Origin of the sequence: Sporosarcina sp. P19 (genome assembly GCF_002743165.1) — a bacterium.
Classification (GTDB): Bacteria; Bacillota; Bacilli; order Bacillales_A; family Planococcaceae; genus Sporosarcina; species Sporosarcina ureae.
Genome location: NZ_PDYR01000015.1, coordinates 40,534 through 65,874, shown reverse-complemented (window position 1 = coordinate 65,874; position 25,341 = coordinate 40,534). Strand labels below are relative to the sequence as shown.

The following is a 25,341-nucleotide window of genomic DNA, read 5'->3' as shown; positions in this document are numbered from 1 at the left end:
GGTTCCAATGGATGAACGCATACTGACGAATGAAGCGACGGATTTTGATGATAGTTTTGAACAATCATTACGCCCGCAATTATTGCAGCAATATATCGGTCAGCAACAGGCGAAAGATAATTTATCGATCTTTATCGAGGCGGCAAAAAAGCGGGGAGAAAGTTTGGATCATGTGTTGTTATACGGTCCTCCTGGGCTTGGAAAGACGACGCTCGCTACGGTAATCGGCAATGAAATGGGTGTCAATGTCCGCATGACGAGCGGTCCTGCTATTGAACGTCCGGGTGACTTGGCGGCAGTGGTATCTTCATTGGAGCCGGGCGACGTCCTTTTCATCGATGAAATCCACCGGCTGAACCGTGCGATTGAAGAAGTACTGTATCCAGCGATGGAGGATTTCTGTCTCGATATTATGGTCGGAAAAGGTCCGACTGCGCGTTCTGTGCGACTGGATTTGCCGCCGTTTACATTGATCGGTGCGACGACACGTGCAGGGGCATTGTCTGCACCGCTACGTGATCGTTTCGGTGTACCACTTAGACTTGAGTATTATGAAGTGGAATCATTAACGGAGATTGTCATTCGAAGCGCAAATTTATTTGGCGTAGACATCGATCCGTTGGCAGCTGTGGAACTGGCGAAACGCTCTCGCGGAACACCGCGTATTGCGAATCGTCTACTGCGAAGAGTGCGCGATTATGCACAAGTGCGCGGGAATGGTATCATTACGCTTTCGATTGCACAAGAAGCACTCGATATGCTACAAGTGGACCATCATGGACTCGATCAAATCGACCATCAGTTGCTTCACAGCATGATCGAACGGTTCCGTGGGGGGCCAGTCGGCATCGATACGCTCTCTGCGAGTATCGGCGAAGAGTCAGTGACGATCGAAGACGTCTATGAGCCGTATTTATTACAAATGGGATTTATTCAACGTACATCAAGAGGTCGGATGGCTACGGAAAAGGCTTACGAGCATTTCGGCTATCCGCTTCCTGAATGACAGATAGGAGTTAGCGTGATGGAAGTAGAAGACTTTGATTTTGATTTACCCGAACATTTAATTGCTCAAACACCGCTTTTGGATCGCACAGCGAGCCGTTTACTCGTTATGGGACGAGATAATGGTATCGTTACACATAAGCATTTCCGTGATTTAGTGGATGAACTAGAAGCAGGGGACTTGCTCGTGTTGAACGATACAAAAGTATTGCCGGCGCGTTTGATCGGGACGAAAGAAGAAACCGGTGCGACGATTGAAGTGTTATTATTAAAAGAAACAGGTGATGATCGCTGGGAAACGCTGGTCAAGCCTTCAAAACGTATAAAAGTAGGGACGATCGTGACGTTTGGCGACGGTTTGTTGCAGGCTGAATGTACCGCACTCGGTGAACAAGGTGGGCGCGAGTTCAAATTTAGTTATGATGGTATTTTTTATGAGTTGCTCGATCAGCTCGGGCAGATGCCGTTGCCTCCATATATTACCGAGACGTTAGAAGATCAGACGCGCTATCAAACCGTTTTTGCAAAAGAGCGTGGGTCTGCGGCAGCACCTACAGCCGGCTTGCACTTCACGGAAGAAATCCTGGATGCATTGCGTGAAAAAGGCGTGCAGATTGCTTTCATTACGTTGCACGTTGGACTTGGTACATTCCGTCCTGTTAGTGTGGATACAATTGAAGGCCACACGATGCATGCGGAATATTATGTGATGACGGAAGAAACGGCGGCACTCGTTCGCGAGACAAAAGCTAATGGTGGCAGTGTAGTAGCAGTCGGTACGACGTCTACACGGACGCTTGAGACGATTGCTTCAGAGAATAATGGAGAAGTAGTCGCAGCAAGCGGCTGGACTTCTATTTTCATTTATCCTGGGTATGAGTTCAAAGCAATTGACGGTTTAGTGACGAATTTCCACTTGCCGAAATCCACGCTATTGATGCTGTTGTCGGCATTTGCTGGTCGCGATCACGTCATGCGTGCATATGAAGAAGCCGTGAAAGAGCAGTATCGCTTTTTCAGTTTTGGGGACGCGATGTTCATCCGCCCTGCTACAAGAAAGGAACGAGGTTAATTGGCAGCTATTACGTACGAACATATCAAAACATGTAAACAAACGGGTGCGCGACTTGGGATTGTCCATACGCCGCACGGTTCATTTGAAACACCTGCTTTCATGCCTGTCGGAACACAAGCTACGGTAAAAACGATGGCTCCGGAAGAATTGAAGGCAATGGGTGCAGGCATTATTTTAAGTAACACGTATCATTTATGGTTACGTCCAGGGAATGAAATCGTCAAAGAAGCGGGTGGATTACATAAGTTCATGAACTGGGATCGTCCCATTTTGACTGATTCCGGCGGCTTCCAAGTGTTTTCTTTAAGTAAATTCCGTGATATTAAAGAAGAAGGCGTCCATTTCCGTAATCATATTAATGGAGATAAGTTGTTCTTGAGTCCAGAAAAAGCGATGGAGATTCAAAACGATCTTGGAGCCGATATTATGATGGCGTTTGACGAATGTCCTCCGTTCCCTGCGACACATGAATATATGAAAGCAAGTGTTGAGCGTACGTCACGATGGGCAGAACGTTGCCTCGAATCACATGGACGTCCAACAGATCAAGGGTTATTCGGTATTGTACAAGGTGGCGAGTATGAAGATCTTCGTAAGCAAAGTGCGCGTGATCTAGTGTCGATGGATTTCCCAGGCTATGCAATCGGTGGATTGTCTGTCGGGGAACCGAAAGATATTATGAACAAAGTGTTGGACTTCACGACACCATTGCTTCCGCAAGATAAGCCGCGTTATTTGATGGGTGTTGGATCTCCAGACTCATTGATCGACGGTGCAATCCGTGGTATCGATATGTTTGACTGTGTCTTGCCGACACGGATTGCACGTAACGGTACGTTAATGACAAGTGAAGGTCGTGTAGTTGTCAAAAATGCGAAGTACGAAAGAGATTTTGGTCCGCTTGATCCGAACTGTGATTGTTATGCGTGTAAAAACTATAGTCGTGCCTATATTCGTCATTTAATTCGTGCGGGTGAAACATTTGGCATACGATTGACGTCCTATCATAACCTGCACTTCTTGCTGAATTTAATGGAGCAAGTACGTCAGGCTATACGTGAAGATCGCCTCGGTGATTTCCGCGAAGAGTTTTTTGAGCAATACGGCTTCAACAAACCGAATGCAAAAAACTTTTAAATCTTGTATAATAAAATTTGATGCTTTAGGAAGGGGGAAAATTAAAAATGATGGAACAATACGGTGGTATTTTCACACTAGTCATCATGGTGGCTATTATGTGGTTTTTACTTATTCGTCCTGCTCAGAAGAGACAGAAAGCAGCGAAAGAGATGCAAAATAGTTTAAAGCGTGGAGACGAAGTAGTAACAATTGGTGGTATTCACGGTACTGTGGATGCAGTAGATGAAACGTCTATTTTCTTGCGTGTATCTGATACTACAGTTTTGCGTTTTGACAAGCAAGCGGTAGGCAGAGTCGCAACAGCGTCATAAGTAAAAGCGGTGATCTATTGGTATATCCATAGATTTCCGCTTTTTTGTTTAGTCACGTATAGAAAAATGATCTGCCGGCACACTAAGTGTGAAGGAGGCAGATTCGCTGTGCATGAATTACTAATTATCGGATTGCGTACGGTGTTTTTATATATATTTCTTCTTGTGATATTACGAATTATGGGAAAACGGGAAGTCGGTGAACTGGGCGTCATAGATATCGTCGTCTTTATCATTATGGCGGAAGTAGCTGCAATGATTGTAGAATCTCCCGATAAACCCATTTTTAAAGGGATTCTTCCTATTCTCCTATTGCTGGTCATTCAATATATATCCTCCATGATTTCATTGAAAAATAAGAAGTTTCGTGATCTAGTCGATGGTGATCCAACGCTGATGATTCGACATGGAGAGATCCAGGAAGAAGAAATGCGTAAACAGCGTTATAATCTTGATGACTTGTTTCAACAGTTACGAGAGAATCAAGTCGGTTCGATTCATAACGTGACGTTTGCGTATCTTGAATCTTCCGGAAATTTATCTGTATTCACTAAAGACGGTGACCATCCAATTGTCGGACTGGTGCTCGACGGGGAAATGCAGCCGGAGCATCTAAAATTGATCGGCAAGACGGAAGACTGGTTGCTAAAAAAGTTACGTGCTAAAAATATTACTGATTTGAGCACGATTTTCTATTGCTCATATGAACAAGGTGAAGTTAGAGTCCAATTGAAAAAGAATTAATAGCGTTTAACTAAATTCCGTAACATGACGAAGTCCTGCGTTTTGATTTGTCTCGTCAGCAATAATAAAGCGAACAGCACGCCTGACGTAATGGCACATTCGATAAATAGATGGTGCGAACCGATCGGAATGAAAATCGGACGAATGACGACGGTCAGCAAGAACACGATATAGGTCATCGCGAACATCGAAAATCCAGTAGCGGTCGATTTGTTTTGGCGGAGTGTAGCAATATGCAAGAAAGATGTCACGAGTACACCGAAACCGATTGCGAGAACGGCCCCCGTTTCTTGAAGACCTGGTTGCGATGCTAAAATGAACATCACCGCAAGTTTTGCGATCCCTCCGTAAACGGAGTTCATCATGCCGGCTTTCGCGTCACCTGTTGCCTGCAAAATGGAATAGAGAGGGCTTTGAATATAATAAAAGAAGAAAATGGGTGCGAGCAACGTCATATAGCTGCCGCCTTCCACAATATGGAACAGCTTCTCTGCGAGTTCTTGGCCGTGCATATAAAATACGGTAGCCGCAAATGCACCAGTTAAAGCGGATAAACGCAATGCCAAATGAATGCGTTCTTGCAACTTTTTGACGTTACTCGAAGCGGCTGCACCACTGACGGCTGGAACGAGCACGACGGATAATGCGTACGGAATGAATGCTGGAAACAATAATAACGGAATAAGTACCCCTGAAATGACTCCATACAATGAAGTGGCCGCTACCGTTCCAACGCCTGCCATGGAAAGTGCGCGTAAAAAGATGATGGGTTCAAGAAACCATGTGAAAGTACCAAATAGCCGACTGCCTGACGAAGGAAGTGCCACCTCAAGGATGGGCTCCATCGGATAGCGCGGTTCATTTTTCTGTGGCTTCGGATGTTTCTTTTGTTGTTGACGGTATTTGTATAGAAGATAAAGTACCGACACGACTTCAGCGAGGAATGTCACAGCCATCGCATACGCTGCATTCATCATGGGATCTTCTGGAGCTAGAATGTATGGCAGCATCCATGTGATCAATAAAATACGAAAGATTTGCTCAATCACTTGTGCCCATGCGGTTTCTTCAATACGTGAAATCCCTTGGAAATACCCTCTGATTAACCCACCAACTGAAGCGATGGGTACGATGGCGAGGGCTACGTATAATGCAGTGGAAGTTGCGCTATTACCGAGTAAAGTCTCGGCTAGAAAAGGAATGAACAGGATACACGCAGGAATGAAAACTGCGCCAGATAAAATAGTGATAAATGTGGCGGTTCTCATAACTTGTCGCAATTGTACGGTGCCGCCTTGTGCTTTTAATTCCGCTATTACCTTCGCGATTGCAATCGGTACACCAAGCTGTACTAAGGAGAGGAAAAAGATGAATGCCGGGTATGCGGTCATATAGATCCCGACTGTTTCTTCTCCTGCTACCCGCATAAATTGAATTCGATAGACGAAACCGAGTAATTTTGATAAAAACACGGCCGCCATCAAAAAGATCGTCCCCCGAATAAATGATGACATCCTACACCACTCCTTCTGATTTGCCAGGTTTTCCAATACAATAAGAATGCTTGGGCAAAACCCAAATATAGTTAAGTGTATGTGATATAATCAAGTTTATTCCGGAACTATACACGAGGGGGGAAGTGGCATTGGATCAACAGTTGACAGACTTATACAAACAGTTGCTCCCTGCACTAGAAAGTAAAAAGCAAGAATTGACGTTTTACGGCTACTCGGAGATTACGGAGGAAGATTTACTGAAATATGTAGTAGAGAAAAAGTGGCGAAAAAAAGATATTTCTGCGATGCGTTCTTATGAAATGATTTCAGATGTATTGGCTATTACGGCGGCACAGTTCATGACCCATACGCAAACCGAGGCTCAACGCCACAGTGAAGACGTGTTGGAGCTGAGTAAAGAAGAATGGTCTGTGTTATTTTCGCCTAAAAAAGCGGATTGATTTGCAATTCCTATCATGAAGTATTTGACACAGACAACCTACTGTTTCATAATTGGTATGTTGTACAATGAGAGAAGAAAGTATATAACAGGTGCTATGCCGCTCTAGTATATGAGGGGGAAAAGGAAATATGAAAAACAGAGGAAGGATCGTCGCGTTTTTGCTGCTCATCGTTATTTTAGCATCAACGGTATTTTCCACGACGAGTCCGATTTTAAAAGATGTCAAGTTAGGCCTTGACTTACAGGGTGGTTTCGAGGTTCTGTATCAAGTGAAGCCATTGAAAGAAGGACAAAAGATCACGGAGTCAACGGTTGCCGATACGGCACGTGCGTTGACGAATCGTATTGACGTGCTCGGTGTAAACGAACCAAGCATTCAAATCGAATCCAACAACCGAATCCGCGTTCAGCTTGCCGGGGTAGAAGACCAGGAAACTGCCCGCGAATTATTATCCACCCAAGCCAATCTATCATTCCGTAATGCGAATGATGAATTGATGCTTGACGGAAATGATTTGAAAGAAGGTAAAGCAAAAGCCAATTTCGATGAAAATAACAACCCTGTTGTTACATTGGAAATGAAAGATCCAAATAAATTTGGAGAAGTTACATCTGAAATTGCAGCAATGAAGCCGGATAACATGCTCGTTATTTGGTTGGACTTCATTGAAGGTGAAAACTCCTTTAAAGAAGAAGCTGCAAAACCGGAACCTGCTTTTATCTCGGCTCCGTATGTGTCTAAAACGATCAACTCTTCAAGCGTCGAAATCTCAGGTAACTTCACTATTGAAGAGACGAAAAACCTGGCTGGTATTTTGAACGCAGGTGCCTTACCTGTTGATTTAGAGGAAATTTACTCGACTTCTGTCGGTGCGCAATTTGGTGAACAAGCACTGGATAAAACGATATTTGCTGGAATTATCGGTGTTAGCTTAGTCTTTATCTTTATGGCACTCTATTACCGTTTGCCAGGGCTTATCGCAGTTGTCACACTCTCTGTTTATATCTTTTTGATTTTGCTAGTGTTCACATTAATCAACGGTGTGTTGACACTACCTGGTATCGCGGCATTAATGCTCGGGGTCGGTATGGCAGTCGATGCCAATATCATCACCTATGAGCGGATCAAAGAAGAATTACGTGTCGGTAAATCGGTTAAAACATCCTTTACGGCCGGAGCGAAGTCTTCGTTCACCGCAATCCTCGACGCGAACGTCACGACACTCCTTGCAGCAGTCGTATTGTTCATTTATGGTACAAGCTCTGTTAAAGGTTTCGCGACCATGCTCATTATTAGTATTTTGGTTAGTTTCCTAACAGCTGTTTGGGGATCTCGTCTATTGCTTGGACTACTCGTTCACAGTGGATACCTCGACAATAAAGTTAGCTGGTTTGGACTGAACAAGAAACAAGTGCATTCAGCGGATGAAGGCTATGAAACACTTGATCTTACGACGAAATTTGACCGTTTTGATTTCGTTCATTCAAGAAAACGTTTCTATACTCTTTCTATCGTCTTATTGCTCGTCGGGGCCATTATGCTCGGTGTCTTCAAGCTCAACTTGGGAATCGACTTCTCAGGCGGTACACGTGTGGAAATGCTTGCTGAACAACAGCTCGATGAAACGGAAGTAACGAAACTTCTGGAAGAGATCGGCCACCCAACGTCCGACGTTGTCATTTCAGGTGATGATAAGAACATTGCGGTTGCACGATATAAAGAAGACTTTGGACAAGAAGAAGTCAATAAAATCAAAAAAGAGTTGTCTGAAGAATATGGCGCGGAACCAAACGTTTCAACGGTTTCCAATACGGTAGGGAAAGAGCTCGTACGCAATGCGATTTCTGCGTTAGCAATTGCTGCTCTAGGTATCATCATCTACGTAGCGTTCCGTTTCGAATGGCGCATGGGTCTAGCGGCAATTATCGGTTTACTGCATGACGCGTTCTTCATGATTGCGATCTTCAGTATTTTGCGACTTGAAGTAGATATCACATTCATTGCGGCGGTACTGACGATTATCGGTTATTCTATCAACGATACGATCGTCACCTTCGACAGAATCCGTGAAAACTTGAATCGCTCGAAGCATATTAGTACTGACGACGAGTTGGCAGCAATCGTCAATAAATCATTGCGACAGACACTTGGCCGTTCGGTTAACACGGTTCTGACAGTCATCTTCGTCGTAGTGGCATTGATGGCACTCGGTGCAGAATCAATTCGACCGTTCTCCGTCGCTCTATTGATTGGTTTGCTGGCAGGTACGTATTCTTCGATCTTCATCTCTGCTCAACTTTGGTTCGATCTAAAGAGAAAGCAAATTTCGAAGAATGGTGGAATGAAAGTAGAAAAAGAGAAAAAACAATGGGGCTCAGACGAACCTGTTGTGTAATACGTTTGAACTATATAAAGAGCAGGGTATACTTCGGTATATCCTGCTTTTTTTGAATGGAGGAATGATGCATATGAAATTTCAATGGACTGTTTTAGTCGGTTTGTTATTTGCTGTATTGATCGCGGTATTTGCAGTGTTTAATGTGGAGTCCGTACCGGTGAATTACTTCTTTGGTACAGAGATGATCCCACTTGTGCTAATTATTCTTGGCTCGGCATTGCTAGGCGCGATTATTAGTGGTTTCTTTGCTATTTATAAGTCGTATAGAAGTGGTCGACGTGTGAAGGAGTTGGAGAAGAAGTTGCATATGAAGGAAGAGGAGTTGGCAGCGCAGCGTAAGCAGATGCAAGAGATGGAGGAGCGTATCGATGCGTTGATGGAACCACCGTTGGTTCAGGCGGAGATTATTCCTCCGAAAGAGTTGTATTGAATACGTGTTGCCACAGCAGGTCGTGATATGCGACTTGCTGTGGTTTTTTGTTCGTTGTTAAGGGGGGGATGCGACAGTGTTACGGTATTTTGCTTGGGTCCGTAATAAGTGGCTCTCGTTGTGGTTTTGTTAGGTGCTTTTCTTTATATGAACATAAAACAGGACTTTATTTAGTCTAAAAAGTAAGCTACGTATTATCCAATCAGTTGTCTTATGTCGAAAGGCAATCCCTCACGTCGCATAGAAAGAAAACGACAGTAGTTGATCGGAGTGGAAGGTGGCGACTCCCGATGGATTAGCTCACCGCGGGCCCATGGGAAGCGTCCGCCTGGAACGCAGATCAACGGCGCCATCCCACTCCCAATCTTCGCATATCGTTTCCTTTCAGTCTCCATCCACATTCGCTATAATAAGAACAGAGGATGTGAAAGCATTGATACAATCCAAAAAGAGATGGCAAATCGATAGGCCAGACGAAGAACTCGTCAACCAGCTCGCGAAGGACTTGAACCTTTCCACGATGCTGACAAAAATTCTCGTCGCACGCGGAATCACCACAAGCGAACAAGCAAACGCGTACTTGTACATGGACGAGTCCAACTTGCATGACCCATTTTTATTACATGACATGCAAAAAGCTGTCGATCGCATCCAACATGCAATCGATACACAGCAACAACTTACAATATATGGAGATTATGATGCCGACGGCGTAACAAGCGTTACCGTGCTAACGACAGCGCTCGAACGTCTCGGTGCAAAAGTGAACTTCGCTATTCCGAACCGTTTCGAACATGGCTACGGACCGAACAGCGACTATTTTGAACAACTACATACAGAAGGCACAGAAGTCCTTATCACCGTAGACAACGGAATTTCAGGCATCGAACAAGTCGCATTCGCGAAGTCGCTTGGGATGACGATTATCGTAACTGATCACCACGAAATGGGCGACGTACTACCTGATGCGGATGCGGTCATTCACCCACGTCATCCGGAAGGTAATTATCCATTTGGAGAACTCGCAGGTGTAGGAGTGGCATTCAAACTCGCTTCTGCTTTACTTGGAGAACCACCGCTCGACTTGCTAGAATTCGTAGCGATCGGCACCATCGCAGACTTGGTTCCGTTAGAAGATGAAAATCGTTATATGGTGAAAGAAGGTATCCGCAGATTACGTCTCACACAGCGTCCTGGCATTAAAGCGTTGATGCAAGTGAGTGGTCATGAGCAAAGCGCTTTATCAGAAGAAACGATTGGCTTCACGATCGGCCCTCGTCTGAATGCTCCAGGCCGACTTGGCGATGCGGATCCAGCGGTCGATTTATTAAAGGCGGAAGATGAGCAGCTAGCACTAGGAATCGCGGAAGAATTGAATGATTTGAATAAAGAACGGCAACAATTAGTGAAAGAAATCGCGAAAGAAGCGCAAGAGCAAGTGGAAATCCGTTATGGCGATCATGTGCCTCACGTGTTGGTCATAGAAGGTGAAGGCTGGAATCCGGGTGTTGTCGGTATCGTATCGTCGAGACTGACGGAGAAATACTACCGTCCATCCATCATTTTGTCGCTTGATCGTGAAACAGGAATTGCGAAAGGTTCTGCGCGCAGTATTGAAGGTTTTGATTTGTATAAGGAACTGTCGAAGAATGCGTCGATTCTGCCACATTTCGGAGGACATGCGATGGCTGCCGGGATGTCATTGAAAATAGAGGACGTCGAATTATTGCGTTCAAATTTGAATGAACAGGCGAAGGAAGTATTGACGGAAGAAGATTTACAGCCCATTTTATCCATCGATGTGCCACTGGCTTTAGATGAAATTGATATCGCCTCCATCGAAGCGCTCGAGAAAATCCGGCCGTTTGGTATGGGATTCCCGAAGCCAGTTTTCTTATTAGAGCAGCTCGACACGATCTCTGTCCGTAAAATCGGTTCAGCGAAAGATCATTTAAAGCTTGAAATGGGCGATCGTAGTGAACGTCTAGATGCGATATTTTTCGGAGCGGGAGCATTGGCGGACGAAATGGCGCCGCAAAGTAAGCTTAGTTTGACGGGTGATTTGCAGATCAATGAATGGAATGGTAACAAGAAAGCACAGTTACTTGTAGAAGATGTGAAATGTGACGAGTGGCAGTTGTTCGATTATCGTGGAATTCGGGAGCCTGCTAGATGGTTGCCACTGATTCCAGATCAAGCACAGTTTATTGCATTTAGTGAAGAAGCCATCCAACATTTCGCGCCATTCTTCAAAGAAATACCGATTTCTTTAATAGGACGCGATGAACTTCACCCGTCTTCTGCTGTCGTATTACTCGATATGCCACAGGCCAAAGAACAGTTGAAGCAAGTGATGGAAAAGACGCTTGCCAACCGAGTGTATCTTCACCTGCATGTGCATGATTCGATGTACTTTGAAAAGATGCCAGATCGTCAACAATTTGGTTGGTATTACAGCTTTTTGAAAAAACGTGAGACATTTGATCTGTACAATCAAATCGATATGCTTTCTAAACATAAAGGTTGGAAAAAAGATATGATAAAGTTCATGACAAAAGTGTTTTATGAACTAGAATTTGTTACACTAGAGAATGGTAAGGTGACGATGCTCACTTCTGCAGACAAACGTGATTTGGCAGAAGCGCCATCGTATAAAAAACGCCAACAGCAAATCAAGCTGGAAGAGTTGTTGCTTTATGCTCCGTATCAGGACTTAAAGAAAGTATTCGACTCTTTACGCGAGACGGAAGCTGTTGAGGAGGAAAAACTGTGGACTTAAAAAAGTTTGTAACGACTGTAGACGATTATCCGAAACCGGGTGTCAGCTTTAAAGACATCACGACGATTATGGATAACGGAGAAGCATATAAATATGCGACAGACCAAATTGTCGAATATGCGAAGGGATTGGACGTAGATATTATCGTGGGGCCAGAAGCGCGCGGTTTTATCATCGGATGTCCTGTTGCCTATGCGCTTGAAATCGGTTTTGCACCGGTCCGTAAGCCTGGCAAATTACCACGCGAAACGATCTCGGTCTTTTATGACTTAGAGTATGGACAAGATGAATTAACGATTCATAAAGATGCTATCAAGCCCGGCCAACGTGTACTCGTTGTCGATGATTTACTTGCAACTGGCGGTACAGTCGGCGCAACAGTCGAATTGATCGAGAAACTAGGCGGTGTAGTAGCTGGCTGTGCATTCTTAATCGAACTATCGTACTTGAACGGTCGCGAAAAGTTGACGAATGAAAACATTAAGGCATTAATTACGTACTGATTGGAGAATCCTTCGCTTAATGCGGAGGATTCTTGCTATATAAATATAGGCACTGGGTTTGATTCGCTTTACATATAGGTGATATTATACATATACTACTAAAAATTATTATCTAAATATTTACGAAATAGGTTGAAAGGGGTAAGTCAATGGCGAAAAATCAAGACCTGACAGAACAAGACATATACGACTTGGTCGCGAAATATATGAACGAAGAACACGTCGAATTCATTAAGCGGGCATATGTGATGGCTGAAAAGTCGCACGAAGGGCAGTTTAGGACTTCAGGTGAACCATATATTAACCATCCAATTCAAGTCGCAGGCATTTTGGCGGGTCTTCAAATGGATCCAGAAACGGTCGCAGCCGGCTTCTTGCATGATGTGGTGGAGGATACGGATATTAGCCGCGAAGATATTATCCGTGAATTCGGTGATGAAGTTGCAATGCTCGTTGATGGTGTGACGAAGCTCGATAAATTGAAATTTAGATCCAATGAAGAAAAGCAAGCGGAAAACCACCGCAAAATGTTTATTGCGATGGCACAGGATATCCGTGTCATTTTAATCAAACTTGCAGACCGCCTGCATAATATGCGTACACTGAAACATGTTCCGGCAGCGAAGCAACGTCGTGTATCGGAAGAAACATTAGAAATCTTCTCTCCACTCGCTCACCGTCTCGGAATTTCCACGATCAAATGGGAACTCGAAGATATTGCGTTGCGTTATTCCAATCCCCAACAATATTACCGTATCGTGAATCTCATGAAGCAAAAGCGGACAGAACGTGAACAATATTTGAAAGACGTCATGAACCAAATGCGCGTCGAACTGGATGAAATGGGGATCGCTGCAGAAATTCACGGCAGACCCAAGCATTTGTATTCTATTTATCAAAAGATGGTCATCCAAAAAAAAGAGTTCAATGAAATTTATGATCTACTGGCGGTTCGTATTGTCGTAAAAAGCATTAAAGATTGTTATGCGGCACTTGGAATCATCCATACATTATGGAAGCCGATGCCCGGACGATTTAAGGACTATATTGCGATGCCAAAACAAAATTTGTATCAATCCATTCATACGACAGTTGTTGGACCCGCAGGAGATCCGCTCGAAGTACAAATTCGAACGGAAGAAATGCACCGGATTTCCGAATTTGGTGTGGCAGCGCACTGGGCATATAAAGAAGGTAAACAAGTCGCAAAGCTTTCCAGTGATATTGATTCGAAACTGACTTGGTTCCGTGAAATATTGGAAATTCAAAATGAATCGTCCAATGCACAGGAATTTATGGAGTCATTGAAGTTCGACTTATTTTCGGACATGGTCTATGTATTTACACCGGACGGGGATGTCGTCGAATTGCCGCAAGGTTCCGTACCGATCGACTTTGCCTATCGTGTTCACTCCGAAATTGGTAACCGGACGACCGGTGCTAAAGTGAATGGGAAAATCGTACCACTTGATTCGTCGTTATCGACAGGCGATATCGTCGAGATTTTGACGTCGAAACAGTCATTTGGTCCAAGCCGTGACTGGTTGAAATTGGCACATACATCCCAAGCGAAAAATAAGATTCGCCAATATTTTAAAAAGCAATTGCGTGACGAGAACATCGACAAAGGTAGCGAGATGATTCAGAAAGAATTGAAAGAAGAAGAGTATGATATCAAAGAAGCGTTAAGTAATGAAAATATGCAGCGTGCTATTGATAAATTCAGTTTCACTTCTGAAGAAGACCTTTACGCAGCGGTTGGTTCTGGCGGCATAACCGCACAACAAGTAGTCAATCGACTAGCTGAGAGAATGCGCAAAGAACGCGTGAAGAAAGAAACGATTGATAAAATCGTCTCAGAAATTCAAACACCAAAGCCAGAGAAATCGACGGAGTCCGGTGTAATTGTCAAAGACATCGACAATATGCTGATTCGTATTTCGAAGTGCTGTAACCCAGTACCAGGAGATGAAATCGTTGGATTCATTACACGTGGCCGAGGCGTTTCCGTTCACCGTACCGATTGTCCGAACGTTTTGTCTGAACAAGGACAGCAAGAGCGTATCATTGAAGTCCAATGGGCATTGCAAGACGATCAAGTTCGCAAAGAATTCCAGGTTGATATTGAAATTTCCGCATTCGATCGACAAGGGTTGCTCAATGAAGTCATGATGGTCGTGGCGGATATGAATACGCCGATTATCGCAGTAAGTGGCAAAGCGGATAAAGATGATATCGCGCATATCCATATGTCGATCAAGATCCAAAACATCACGCATTTGCAACGCACTGTCGATAAAATCAAACAGATCAAAGATGTGTATTCCGTAGAACGGGTTATGAACTAATAGGAGGTGTGAACATGCGAGTATTATTACAGCGTGCGAAAGATGCTTCCGTAACAGTTGGCGGAGAAATTACAGGCTCTATTTCAACTGGCTATGTGTTGCTTGTCGGCATCACGCATGACGATACCGAACAAGATGCCAACTATATTGCCAATAAGGTCGCCGGCTTGCGTATTTATGAAGATGACGAAGGGAAATTGAATCGTTCAATTAAAGAAGTCGATGGCGCGATTCTGTCGGTTTCCCAGTTTACTTTGTATGGCAACGTACAAAAAGGGCGTCGTCCAAGCTTTATCGAGGCGGCGAAAACCGATGTAGCAGAACCTTTGTGGGAATACTTCAATGAACAGCTACGCGGTCATGGACTTCACGTGGAAACAGGACAGTTTGGTGCGATGATGGACGTGCAGTTGACGAATGATGGTCCTGTGACGTTGATGGTTGAGTCTAGGTAAGTGGTTGGATTGGGGTAAATGAGCGGTTGCGGGGTGTGATAGAGCGCTCGCCGCGAGTCTATGAGCGGATAGCTGGTGCGATAGAGCGGTTGCGACGTGTCATAGAGCGCTTATGTATGGTAATAGAGCGGATGTACGTTTTCTATGAGCATTTGCTAGTTCTGATCTTCATACTTAATTCATCAAACAAGTTGACAGTATTAGCGGTTACGACTAACATAGATAGTAATCGAATTAATTCATACACCGATGATGTGGAAAATACCTTTACTACAGGCTGGAAAGAGAACGGGGAACTTGGCTGAAATTCCCTGACAGAACCGTAAAGCGAACAACACCACGGAGGATTCATGCTGAAATTAGTAGGCGTGGACGGAACCGGCCGTTATCCGGATTCGAGTGGGCACTTTTGTGTCAATTTGGGTGGAACCGCGGAAGCTACAAGCTCTCGTCCCTGTTTTATTAGGGATGGGAGCTTTTTTGTGTTCTCAGAAAGTTCGCCCGTTATTAGATGATCGAAAGGAGTTTTACTAATGAATTTTAAAGTCCCCCGCGGTACGCAGGATATTCTTCCTGATGTTTCCTGGAAGTGGCAGCGCGTTGAAAAGATCGCTCGTTCGATTTGTGATGTCTACAATTACAAGGAAATCCGCACACCGATTTTCGAGCAAACGGAATTATTCCAACGCACAGTCGGTGATACGACAGATATCGTGCAAAAAGAGATGTACACATTCACGGATCGAGGAGATCGCTCGATGACGTTGCGCCCAGAAGGTACAGCGCCTGTTGTGCGTTCATTCGTCGAGCACAAGATGTTTGGCTATGCAGATCAGCCTGTGAAGCTATACTACACAGGTCCGATGTTTCGCTATGAGCGTCAACAAGCTGGCCGTTACCGTCAATTCGTCCAGTTCGGCGTAGAGGCAATTGGCAGTGATGATCCAGCCATCGATGCAGAGGTAATCGAGTTGGCAATGAATATTTATAAGAAAACCGGCTTGTCGGATATCAAACTCGTACTGAATTCACTTGGCGACAAAGAATCACGCGACGCACACCGCGAAGCGCTGATTGCGCACTTCAGCCCGAACATTGGGGAATTTTGTTCAGACTGCCAAAACCGTCTGGAGAAAAATCCATTGCGCATTTTGGACTGTAAAGTGGATAGAGAACACCCATTGATGAAAACAGCCCCTTCATTAGCTGATTATCTCAATGAAGAATCAAGCGCGTACTTCGAGAAAGTGAAAAACTATTTGGACATCGCAGGCATCGCGTACGAATACGATCCGAATCTTGTACGTGGTCTGGATTACTACAATCACACTGCATTCGAGATCATGAGCACGTCTAAAGGATTCGGCGCGATCACAACACTATGTGGCGGCGGACGTTACAACGGACTTGCTGAAGAAATCGGCGGCCCGGCAGCACCAGGTATCGGTTTTGCTCTCAGCATCGAGCGCCTATTACTAGCACTTGAAGCGGAAGAAAAGTCCTTCACCGACGAACCTTCACTAGACGTCTACATCGTCACACTTGGCGACGCAGCACGAGAAAAAGGCTTTGAAATTCTTGGCAAACTACGCGAGAACGGTTTACGCAGCGAGATGGACTATATGGACCGTAAGATGAAGGCACAAATGAAGTCCGCCGACCGCCTAAAAGCGCACCACGTGATCGTTATTGGCGAAGACGAAGTGAACGAAAACGTCGTCCAGCTAAAGAACATGGCGGACGGCGAACAGAAAAAAGTTTCGGTTGAAGAATTGATCGGGGAATTGAAGAAGTAAAACGTGAACAGGGAAACGTCATGGGGATTTCCGTTCCGAGCGGACGCTTTCCTGCGGGAGTAGCCGCTCTGCACTCCAATCCCTACTTAATAAGTGGGACGTAATTTGTTTCTGTTCTTGCATTTGAATTTAAAAGATTTAAGAAGCAACAAGCTGAGTCACTTATGAATTTCAATGAAGGCACTAACTAATCATAGTCTGTACTTAGGATTGGAGCGTAAGAGGGGCGACTCCCGGAGGATCAGCCCGACAGGCGAGACAACCAAAGGGAGCACAGCGACCTGGTTGGCTCACCGCGGGCCCTCGGGAAAGCGTCCCCTCTGAAGCGGAAATCCCATGCACAACACTAATTAACACTCGCTATTTTTATTCGAATTACAAAATACAAACTCAAACATCAGAAGGGTAGTGTAGCTACTATGCAACGCACACATTATTGTGGGAACTTATCAGAACTACAAATCGGAGAAGAAGTCACGCTCAAAGGCTGGGTGCAGAAGCGCCGTGACCTCGGCGGACTAATCTTCATCGACGTCCGCGACCGCGCAGGCATCGTTCAGACAGTCTTCAATCCGGACATCTCAAAAGAAGCACTCGAAATCGCTGAAACATTGCGTAACGAATACGTCATCGAAGTTACGGGTCTCGTCATCGAACGTGAAGAGCGTACGAAGAATAAAAACATCGCAACAGGTGCAATCGAAGTCCAAGTTGTTGAAGTGAAAGTCATCAACGAAGCGAAAAACCCACCATTTACAATCGAAGACGAAACGGATGTAGGCGAAGAAACGCGTCTGAAGTATCGTTACCTAGACTTGCGTCGCCCTGAGCTAGCAAAAGTTTTCAAAATGCGTTCAGATATTACGAAAACAGTACGTAACTTCTTGGATGATGAAGGATTCTTGGAAGTGGAAACACCGATTCTGACGAAATCGACTCCAGAAGGCGCACGTGACTATTTAGTGCCAAGCCGTGTTCACGAAGGTGAATTCTATGCATTGCCACAGTCACCACAGTTGTTTAAGCAGTTATTGATGGTATCCGGTTTCGATCGTTACTACCAAATCGCTCGTTGTTTCCGCGATGAAGATTTACGTGCAGACCGTCAACCAGAATTCACGCAAATCGATATGGAAATGAGTTTCATGTCGATCGAAGAAATTTTGGAACTAAACGAACGTTTGATTAAGAAAGTAATGAAGGACGTCAAACAAGTAGATGTTGAAACGCCGTTTAAGCGCATTCCATATGACGAAGCAATGGGGCGTTTTGGTTCAGACAAGCCGGACACTCGTTTCGGAATGGAATTGACAGATGTATCTGAGATTGTCAAAGACTCTTCATTCAAAGTATTCGCTGGCGCAGTTGAAGCGGGTGGACAGGTGAAGCTAATCAACGTTAAAGGTGCAGCAGATCAGTATTCTCGTAAAGATATCGATGCACTTGGCGAGTTTGCCAAAGTGTATGGCGCAAAAGGTATGGCGTGGTTGAAAGTGACGGAAGACGGCTTCAATGGCCCGATTGCGAAATTCTTTGACGGAGAAGTTGGCGAGGCGCTTAAGGCAGCTGGCGGCGGAGAACCTGGAGATTTATTCTTATTCGGAGCAGATAAGAAGTCTGTAGTAGCCGATTCATTAGGCGCGTTACGTCTGAAGCTTGGAAAAGAACTAGACTTGATTGATCAGTCTCAGTATAACTTCCTGTGGGTAACGGACTGGCCGTTATTTGAGTACGATGAGGAAGATGGCCGTTATTATGCAGCGCATCACCCATTCACTATGCCGGCTGATGTAGAAGAATTGAAAACTAGCCCAGAAACTGTAAAAGCACAAGCGTATGACTTAGTGTTGAACGGTTATGAACTAGGTGGCGGATCATTGCGTATTTATCAACGTGATGTACAAGAAGCAATGTTCAAGGCACTTGGTTTCACAGAGGAGCAAGCACGTGAGCAATTTGGATTCTTGTTGGATGCGTTTGAATACGGAACACCTCCGCACGGCGGAATCGCGTTCGGTCTAGACCGTATCGTGATGTTGCTTGCAGGTTCTACAAACTTGCGTGACACGATCGCGTTCCCTAAAACAGCTAGTGCAAGTGATCTATTAACAGAAGCACCAAGTTCTGTTGACGATGCACAGTTGAAAGAACTCGGGATTAAAGTAGTCGCTGAACCCGTAAAAAAGTGAGTAAACAACTATTTTTAAAGACTTCATTAAAATAGATTGAATTATAAAAACACTTATGATAAGATGAAGTTAGTAGAAATCCTGAAGTGTTCGTCATTTGTAAATTAGTTTTGACCCAACATCTTATCGTCGGGAGTTCAACGTTATAGCTTGGATGACATGCCTTTAATCGGGACGCCAAAAGAGTTATACAGGACACCCACCTGCTATTAGCGGGTTCAAAGCGATATTCAAAGACGGCACAGTCGGGATTTCACTTTCTCACAACAATTCACCTTCTTGCTAAAGCGAGAAGGTTTTTTATTGTCTAAAATTCAGTTAGTTGCGCGAGTGCAGGTGACTGTTTTAGGATAGAGTGAATACAATTAATCATAAAGGATGCGGTATAGATGTTACATCAATTTTCGAGAAACGAATTATCGATTGGTAAAGAAGGCGTAGAAAGAATGAAAGGTAAGACAGTGGCGATTTTAGGTGTCGGTGGAGTCGGTTCATTCGCAGCTGAGGCGTGCGCGCGGACTGGGGTTGGACGTATTATTTTGGTCGATAAAGACACGATTGATGTCACCAACATCAACCGCCAACTAGTCGCCTATTTGTCGACGGTAGGACGTTCGAAATCAGCCGTCATGAAAGAACGGATTGCGGATATTAACGCAGAGTGTGAAGTGATCGATCTACATATGTTCTACACGGAGGAAACGTCTGAAGAATTCTTTTCATATAAGCCCGATTATGTGATCGACGCATCGGATACGATTAGCTATAAAATTCATCTGATCCAGCAATGTGTCGAGCGTGGTATTAAAGTGATCTCGAGTATGGGAGCTGCCAATAAAACAGATCCGACCCGTTTCCGGATTGCAGATATTTCGAAAACGCATACGGATCCATTAGCAAAAGTGATGCGTCTTCGTTTGCGCAAGCTTGGAATTCCTAAAGGTGTGCCTGTCGTGTTTTCCGATGAAAGCCCCATTGTTGTACGGGAAGACGTCCTTGAAACGGTTGGGAACGCCGATGCATCGATCCGAAAAGCACAAATGCCTCCAGCTTCTAACGCATTTTGTCCATCGGTCGCAGGTTTAATTCTCGCCAGTTGGGTATTAAATGATATAGTGGCAGATATTCCCGTCGAACGTGTCAATGATGCTAAATAAAGGAGTGGTTGAATATGAAATCAACTGAAATGATCATTAACGGAAAACGATTTGGTGCGGATTTACCGCAAATCGAAGTAGTGAATCCTTCAACGGGTGAGACGATCGGTGCTGTACCTAAAGGCGGCAAAGCGGAAGCAAAACAAGCGGTCGACGCGGCTTCTGCGGCTTTTTCAGACTGGGCCGCATTGTCGGCGTATGAACGCAGTGCGTATTTAATGAAATGGCATGCGTTGATTGAGAAAAATGAAGAGAGCGTAGCCGAAACGATGACGACTGAGCAAGGGAAGCCGTTAGCGGAAGCGCTTGGTGAAATGCGTTATTCAAATGGCTATATCAGTTGGTTTGCAGAAGAAGGCAAGCGGATTTACGGTGAAACTATTCCAGCTACGCAATCCAATAAGCGAATGTTTGTACACAAGCAACCAGTCGGCGTCATCGCGTCGATTACGCCATGGAACTTCCCAGCGGCTATGATTGCGCGTAAAGTTGGTCCCGCGCTTGCTGCAGGCTGTACGGTCGTCATGAAGCCGGCTTCTCAGACTCCGTTAACTGCGATTCGTTTAATAGAGCTTGCACAAGAAGCGGGTATTCCGGACGGTGTGCTTAACATCGTAACGGGCAGTGCGAGTGAAATTGCAGAGGCGTGGCAAGAAGACGGTCGTGTGCGCAAGTTGACGTTTACAGGATCTACTGAAATCGGTAAGACGTTGATGAAAGGTGCAGCCGATACGATGAAGAAGATTTCATTGGAACTCGGCGGACAGGCACCAGCGATTATTATGGCGGACGCGGATCTTGATAAAGCAGTAGATGGCGTTATCGCAGCGAAATTCCGTAATGCCGGACAAACGTGTGTCTGTGCGAACCGTATTTATGTTCATTCATCGATCGCGGAGGAATTCACAACGCGCATTGCAGAGAAAACGAAGAAATTGAAAGTCGGCGACGGCAAAGAAATAGGCGTCGAGATTGGTCCGTTAATTGACCAGGATGCAATCGATAAAGTGGATGAGCATGTGCAAGATGCGAAATCCAAAGGAGCGACAGTCGTCACTGGTGGCGAACATATTGAGGGGTTATTCTATCAACCAACTGTCTTAAAAGGTGTAACGGATGATATGCTTTGTATGGAGGACGAGACATTCGGTCCGGTATTGCCAATTGCGACGTTTGAGACACAAGAAGAAGTTATTGAGCGAGCGAATGATACAGTGTTTGGACTAGCGGCATACGTCTTCACGGAGAACATCACACGAGGTATTCAGATTTGTGAAGCATTAGAGTATGGTATCGTAGGTTTGAATGATGGCTTGCCGTCAGCACCACAAGCTCCGTTTGGCGGCTTTAAACAAAGTGGCCTTGGACGTGAAGGCGGTCATCAAGGTATGGATGAATATTTAGAAGTAAAATATATCTCACTAGGTTTATAATGCAAAAGGAAGCAAAAAGGGAGAGCCGTACTCTTCCTTTTTGCTTCTTTTAATTGGTTTGGAATTCGCGCAAAATGCTATTGCCGTCAAGTACTTTAAAATGCGCTGTCATCGTTCGATCTTGCACACTGTCTGCCGCAACACGGTGGCCAAACTCGGGAACATAGACGCGATCCAGTCCGAAATTCACGATGTAATGATCGTTTTGACGATACTCTCGATCGGTCGTCTGTGCCAGCCAGCCCATTAAATAGACACCTTCAGCGGGTTTTTTGTCGCTCAACGAAACCAATTCAGAGACACCGTCTTTTTGTTCCAATACGCCAAATACCCGTGTCTGACCGAGGTCATCCGGTTTTTTTAATGCTGTCACTAAACTAGGAGTCATACGTTCTTTTGGTACTTTTTCAACGTCGTAGCGAAGCATAACATAATTTTCGGTCGCATCTTGCTCGGTGATCGTTTCCGATTGAAGATAAACATCCGCACCGTTTTGAATCGTTGTGAAGTGAGGAATCGTGAGACTAGCTAAGATGAGCAGGGGAATTATGAAGAGTATGGATATACTGAATTTACTATGTTTGGGGCCCATATTAGAGTCACCGCCTTTTCTGCAGTTTTCATAAAAAGTATTCTTCTTATGTACAGATAGCATGTGCCATTTATATGTGTTTTAGTAATTAATTACCCAGTTTTTTTATGTCGGAAACCTTTCATAGTTGGTGTGAATAGATTCGTGTGGGATGGGTATGGGCAAAAATTGTGGTTTGCTATGTTAGAGATTAGTATTGGTGCATTAGAATCGCTGTTGGGTTGTGGTTCTTGCACGTGCATTTTCTGTTTCTTGTTTGATCAGGAGGTTATTGTTTAGCTGGCAATGTAAGTGGCAAGTCCATTGTCCCCACTACAGCGCTGGTGGATGGCTTTCGCGAGGAGCCAGAGACAGGAAAGTGCGCCTGTCTTTGTCTCCTCGCTACGCCTACCACAGCAGGCGCCTTCGTTGCATCGAGTGTAAGGCAGTTTCTATACTTCTATTTCGAAAAGTGCAAAATCAGTATTACCAAGTCGCGGATCTTCTTCCCCTTAGAACCACAACCTAAATAACTACCACTTAGCAGCGCAGGCACAACTGCGGGGTAGGCCGTGGCCATGAGACAACTGGCGGCACTTTGCCAGCTGGCTCCTGGCTGTAGGCAATCCCCCACGTGCCTGTGCGGGTCCAAAAAGCAGACACTTACTAACTTCAGTACCCACCAACCAATCGAGCAACGTCCCAACAAAGAGTCGCAAAGACCCGCAGCCGCCTAGTCTCTCCCGCCAAACGCGTTTGTTAGTCGGGTACTGTACGCTATCACTTGTTTTGCTTTACCACTTTAAACCACAACCAAAATAAAATACCACTCACAGCAGCGCAAATCAGCGGTGTCTAATTACTACACTATAATGTGTGTAACCATAAAAAAAACTGCCGCAAGAAGTCGCGATGACTTTTACGGCAGTACTCATATTAAATCAACAACCCGAACAACGTACTGTCCTTGTTCACTTCTTTATAAGGGAAACCGTTCTTTTCCATACGTGCAATCAGGCCATTATAGTCTTCCTTGTGCTTAATCTCAATTCCGACAAGACCTGGACCACTCTCTTTATTATTCTTCTTCGTATATTCGAACATCGTGATATCATCATCCGGTCCAAGTACACCATCAAGGAACTGGCGTAGTGCACCTGCACGTTGTGGGAAGTCCACGAGGAAATAATACAGCAAGCCTTCGTAAATCATCGACTTCTCTTTGATTTCCTGCATTCTACCGATATCGTTGTTTCCACCACTGATCACACAGACGACACATTTTCCTTTGATTTCATTTTTATAGAAATCGAGTGCGGCAATTGGAAGGGCACCTGCTGGCTCTGCGATGATCGCGTGTTCATTGTATAGATCGAGAATGGCCGTACATACTTTACCTTCAGGGACGCTGACGGTGTTTTCGAGATAGTTATTGCAAATGTCGTAATTCAGATTGCCTACGCATTTGACAGCCGCGCCATCGACGAATTTATCGATCGTTGCCAGAGGTACGACCTTTTGCGCGTCGATAGAAGCCTTCATGCTCGCTGCACCTGCTGGCTCTGCACCAATCATTTTCGTATGCGGAGACAAGTTTTTAATGTACGTGCTGATTCCTGACATCAATCCACCACCACCGATACTCGCGAATACGTAATCGATCGGCTCTTCGATGTCGTTCATGATCTCAACAGCTACCGTCCCTTGTCCGGCGATAATATCCTTGTCATTGAATGGATGGATGAAAATACGCTTTTCTTTTTCCATCAATTCGACCGCGCTTTCGAAACAATCATCGAACGTATCTCCGACTAAAATAATTTCAATACGATCGCGTCCGAACATTTTCACCATATTTACTTTTTGTCTAGGAGTTGTTTGAGGCATGAAGATCTTGCCGTCAATGTCCAGTTTTGCACATGCGTACGCTACGCCTTGTGCATGGTTTCCTGCACTCGCACAGACAATTCCTTTTTTACGTGCTTCTGTTTCGATGCGTTTCATCTTATAATAAGCACCGCGCAATTTAAAGGAACGGACATGCTGCAAATCTTCCCGCTTAATATACACATGGCAGTCATACTTTTCCGATAGACGAACATTTTTCTGTAAAGGCGTATGAGCTACGATGTCTTTCAGTAGCTGATTAGCAATTAAGATATCTTCTACTTGAACGCTTGGAGTTTCCATTTTTTTCACCTTCATAACTTATCATCTAACCTCCGTTATTGAGTCAACGTTTACTCATAATAACATGAAAAAAACTGAATGAACATACGAAAGTTCTAAATTGTGTGTTTATTTTAATAGTAGTGACTTTATTGGGAACTTTCTGTTAATGTAAGCGTTTACTGGATTGGCAAGGGCTTTCAACAAATAGAGTGGATCAAACATTTAGGTAATAAGGAAGCTTTTTGCTATCTTGGAATAGCGTTGAAACATATATTAATTTAAATAAAACATGTAGATTTCTTTAGATTATACACAAATAAGTGGTGTTTAATTCGTAAACAGAAGGGAAAACTAATGAATGAGACACTAACACCAGAAAGGAAGCGTTTATTCATGCAGAAATGGGATAGTAGACCAGAAAAGCCGGATAATATGCAATGGACGGTGTTTGTCATAACTCTTGTCATCATCGCAGCTGTAATGGTTTACGGATTGCTGATGTAAAGGGGAAAGAAATGGTATGTCTCGATATTGACATGCCATTTTTATTTTCATCTTTTATAATACCTTCATTCGTCGTGCTCTTTTGGATTCCATCGCAAAATAACAGATTTCGTCCGAAAAGAGTGACAAATCTGACGACTCTGTTATATATTAGTCTTAAGAAAAGTCGCTGTATCAGTACAGCGCATCACAATAAAACGAATGGGGGAATGGACGATGAAAAAGAACACAGAGCAGAAAAGACAAATGGTGGAAAAGGTTTGTACGGAATGTGGGAACCAGTTCAAGGAAAAGCAAGAGTCTGTAATGTACGAATGCGAGCGTTGTGTCGGACGACATGAAGAATAACAAAAAATCCTATGCTCCCTCAT

The 25,341-nt window shown here is 44.5% G+C and carries 21 protein-coding genes, 1 other RNA gene and 1 other annotated feature; of the genes, 19 read left to right on the top strand and 3 right to left on the bottom strand.

Features of this window, described 5'->3' with window-relative positions:
• The first annotated feature begins 7 nt into the window (after window positions 1-7).
• The 5 genes from ruvB (at window position 8) to CSV74_RS14110 (ending at window position 4,275) form a co-directional block, all read left to right on the top strand.
• The gene (ruvB, locus tag CSV74_RS14130; protein ID WP_099692183.1) at window positions 8-1,006 is read left to right on the top strand and encodes a Holliday junction branch migration DNA helicase RuvB; all 999 of its coding nucleotides are present in this window, start codon (window positions 8-10) and stop codon (window positions 1,004-1,006) included.
• 18 nt (window positions 1,007-1,024) lie between these two features.
• A complete protein-coding gene (gene queA / locus CSV74_RS14125) occupies window positions 1,025-2,077 on the top strand; it encodes a tRNA preQ1(34) S-adenosylmethionine ribosyltransferase-isomerase QueA (protein ID WP_099692182.1) in 1,053 nt (350 codons plus the stop codon).
• A complete protein-coding gene (tgt, locus tag CSV74_RS14120) occupies window positions 2,078-3,217 on the top strand; it encodes a tRNA guanosine(34) transglycosylase Tgt (protein ID WP_029053715.1) in 1,140 nt (379 codons plus the stop codon).
• A gap of 47 nt (window positions 3,218-3,264) precedes the next feature.
• Window positions 3,265-3,531 carry a preprotein translocase subunit YajC gene (yajC, locus tag CSV74_RS14115; protein ID WP_369802807.1) on the top strand — a complete coding sequence of 89 codons (267 nt, stop codon included), beginning with the start codon at window positions 3,265-3,267 and terminating at the stop codon, window positions 3,529-3,531.
• Window positions 3,532-3,639: 108 nt separating this feature from the next.
• Window positions 3,640-4,275: a DUF421 domain-containing protein gene (locus CSV74_RS14110; RefSeq protein ID WP_099692181.1), complete on the top strand. Its 636-nt coding sequence runs from the start codon at window positions 3,640-3,642 to the stop codon at window positions 4,273-4,275.
• On the opposite strand, the gene CSV74_RS14105 is transcribed toward CSV74_RS14110, so the two are convergent.
• Window positions 4,272-5,789, bottom strand: a complete 1,518-nt coding sequence (locus CSV74_RS14105; protein ID WP_099670069.1) for a putative polysaccharide biosynthesis protein — start codon at window positions 5,787-5,789, stop codon at window positions 4,272-4,274. The two genes, CSV74_RS14110 and CSV74_RS14105, sit on opposite strands and share 4 nt — an antisense overlap.
• A 131-nt stretch (window positions 5,790-5,920) precedes the next feature.
• On the opposite strand from CSV74_RS14105, the gene CSV74_RS14100 reads away from it, so the two are divergent.
• The 12 genes from CSV74_RS14100 to CSV74_RS14045 all read left to right on the top strand — a co-directional run bounded on the left by CSV74_RS14100 (window position 5,921) and on the right by CSV74_RS14045 (window position 21,723).
• Window positions 5,921-6,232, top strand: coding sequence for a post-transcriptional regulator (locus CSV74_RS14100; RefSeq protein ID WP_158231813.1), 312 nt, complete (start codon window positions 5,921-5,923; stop codon window positions 6,230-6,232).
• A gap of 130 nt (window positions 6,233-6,362) precedes the next feature.
• Window positions 6,363-8,630 carry a protein translocase subunit SecDF gene (gene secDF / locus CSV74_RS14095; protein WP_099692179.1) on the top strand — a complete coding sequence of 756 codons (2,268 nt, stop codon included), beginning with the start codon at window positions 6,363-6,365 and terminating at the stop codon, window positions 8,628-8,630.
• Between the two features lie 73 nt (window positions 8,631-8,703).
• Window positions 8,704-9,063 (top strand): LapA family protein, encoded by a 360-nt coding sequence (locus tag CSV74_RS14090; protein WP_099692178.1) that lies wholly within the window; start codon window positions 8,704-8,706, stop codon window positions 9,061-9,063.
• 433 nt (window positions 9,064-9,496) lie between these two features.
• Window positions 9,497-11,842 (top strand): single-stranded-DNA-specific exonuclease RecJ, encoded by a 2,346-nt coding sequence (recJ, locus tag CSV74_RS14085; RefSeq protein WP_099692177.1) that lies wholly within the window; start codon window positions 9,497-9,499, stop codon window positions 11,840-11,842.
• On the top strand, window positions 11,833-12,345 hold the full coding sequence (locus tag CSV74_RS14080) for an adenine phosphoribosyltransferase (RefSeq protein ID WP_085130996.1): 513 nt from the start codon (window positions 11,833-11,835) through the stop codon (window positions 12,343-12,345). The genes recJ and CSV74_RS14080 overlap by 10 nt, the downstream gene beginning before the upstream one ends.
• 149 nt (window positions 12,346-12,494) lie before the next feature.
• Entirely contained in the window at window positions 12,495-14,693 is a 2,199-nt protein-coding gene (locus tag CSV74_RS14075) for a RelA/SpoT family protein (protein ID WP_029053724.1), read from the top strand.
• A gap of 14 nt (window positions 14,694-14,707) precedes the next feature.
• Window positions 14,708-15,148 carry a D-aminoacyl-tRNA deacylase gene (gene dtd, locus CSV74_RS14070; RefSeq protein ID WP_099692176.1) on the top strand — a complete coding sequence of 147 codons (441 nt, stop codon included), beginning with the start codon at window positions 14,708-14,710 and terminating at the stop codon, window positions 15,146-15,148.
• Window positions 15,149-15,388: 240 nt separating this feature from the next.
• Window positions 15,389-15,607, top strand: a binding site (T-box leader).
• Between the two features lie 74 nt (window positions 15,608-15,681).
• Entirely contained in the window at window positions 15,682-16,944 is a 1,263-nt protein-coding gene (gene hisS / locus CSV74_RS14065; protein WP_099692175.1) for a histidine--tRNA ligase, read from the top strand.
• A gap of 419 nt (window positions 16,945-17,363) precedes the next feature.
• Window positions 17,364-19,133 carry an aspartate--tRNA ligase gene (aspS, locus tag CSV74_RS14060; RefSeq protein WP_099692174.1) on the top strand — a complete coding sequence of 590 codons (1,770 nt, stop codon included), beginning with the start codon at window positions 17,364-17,366 and terminating at the stop codon, window positions 19,131-19,133.
• A 75-nt stretch (window positions 19,134-19,208) separates the two neighbouring features.
• Window positions 19,209-19,389, top strand: a non-coding RNA gene (gene ssrS, locus CSV74_RS14055) — 6S RNA.
• A gap of 133 nt (window positions 19,390-19,522) precedes the next feature.
• Complete coding sequence (locus CSV74_RS14050; RefSeq protein ID WP_099692173.1) at window positions 19,523-20,290, top strand: tRNA threonylcarbamoyladenosine dehydratase; 768 nt, start codon at window positions 19,523-19,525, stop codon at window positions 20,288-20,290.
• 14 nt (window positions 20,291-20,304) lie between these two features.
• Entirely contained in the window at window positions 20,305-21,723 is a 1,419-nt protein-coding gene (locus CSV74_RS14045) for an NAD-dependent succinate-semialdehyde dehydrogenase (RefSeq protein WP_099692172.1), read from the top strand.
• 49 nt (window positions 21,724-21,772) lie between these two features.
• Here CSV74_RS14045 and CSV74_RS14040 read toward each other — a convergent pair whose 3' ends face one another.
• Both CSV74_RS14040 and ilvA read right to left on the bottom strand, forming a co-directional pair.
• The gene (locus tag CSV74_RS14040) at window positions 21,773-22,315 is read right to left on the bottom strand and encodes a GDYXXLXY domain-containing protein (RefSeq protein ID WP_158231812.1); all 543 of its coding nucleotides are present in this window, start codon (window positions 22,313-22,315) and stop codon (window positions 21,773-21,775) included.
• 915 nt (window positions 22,316-23,230) lie between these two features.
• On the bottom strand, window positions 23,231-24,499 hold the full coding sequence (ilvA, locus tag CSV74_RS14035; protein ID WP_029053731.1) for a threonine ammonia-lyase IlvA: 1,269 nt from the start codon (window positions 24,497-24,499) through the stop codon (window positions 23,231-23,233).
• Between the two features lie 321 nt (window positions 24,500-24,820).
• On the opposite strand from ilvA, the gene CSV74_RS16680 reads away from it, so the two are divergent.
• Window positions 24,821-24,970 (top strand): hypothetical protein, encoded by a 150-nt coding sequence (locus tag CSV74_RS16680; protein WP_158231811.1) that lies wholly within the window; start codon window positions 24,821-24,823, stop codon window positions 24,968-24,970.
• A 216-nt stretch (window positions 24,971-25,186) separates the two neighbouring features.
• Window positions 25,187-25,318, top strand: a complete 132-nt coding sequence (gene yhfH / locus CSV74_RS14030) for a protein YhfH (protein ID WP_099627541.1) — start codon at window positions 25,187-25,189, stop codon at window positions 25,316-25,318.
• Window positions 25,319-25,341: the final 23 nt, after the last annotated feature.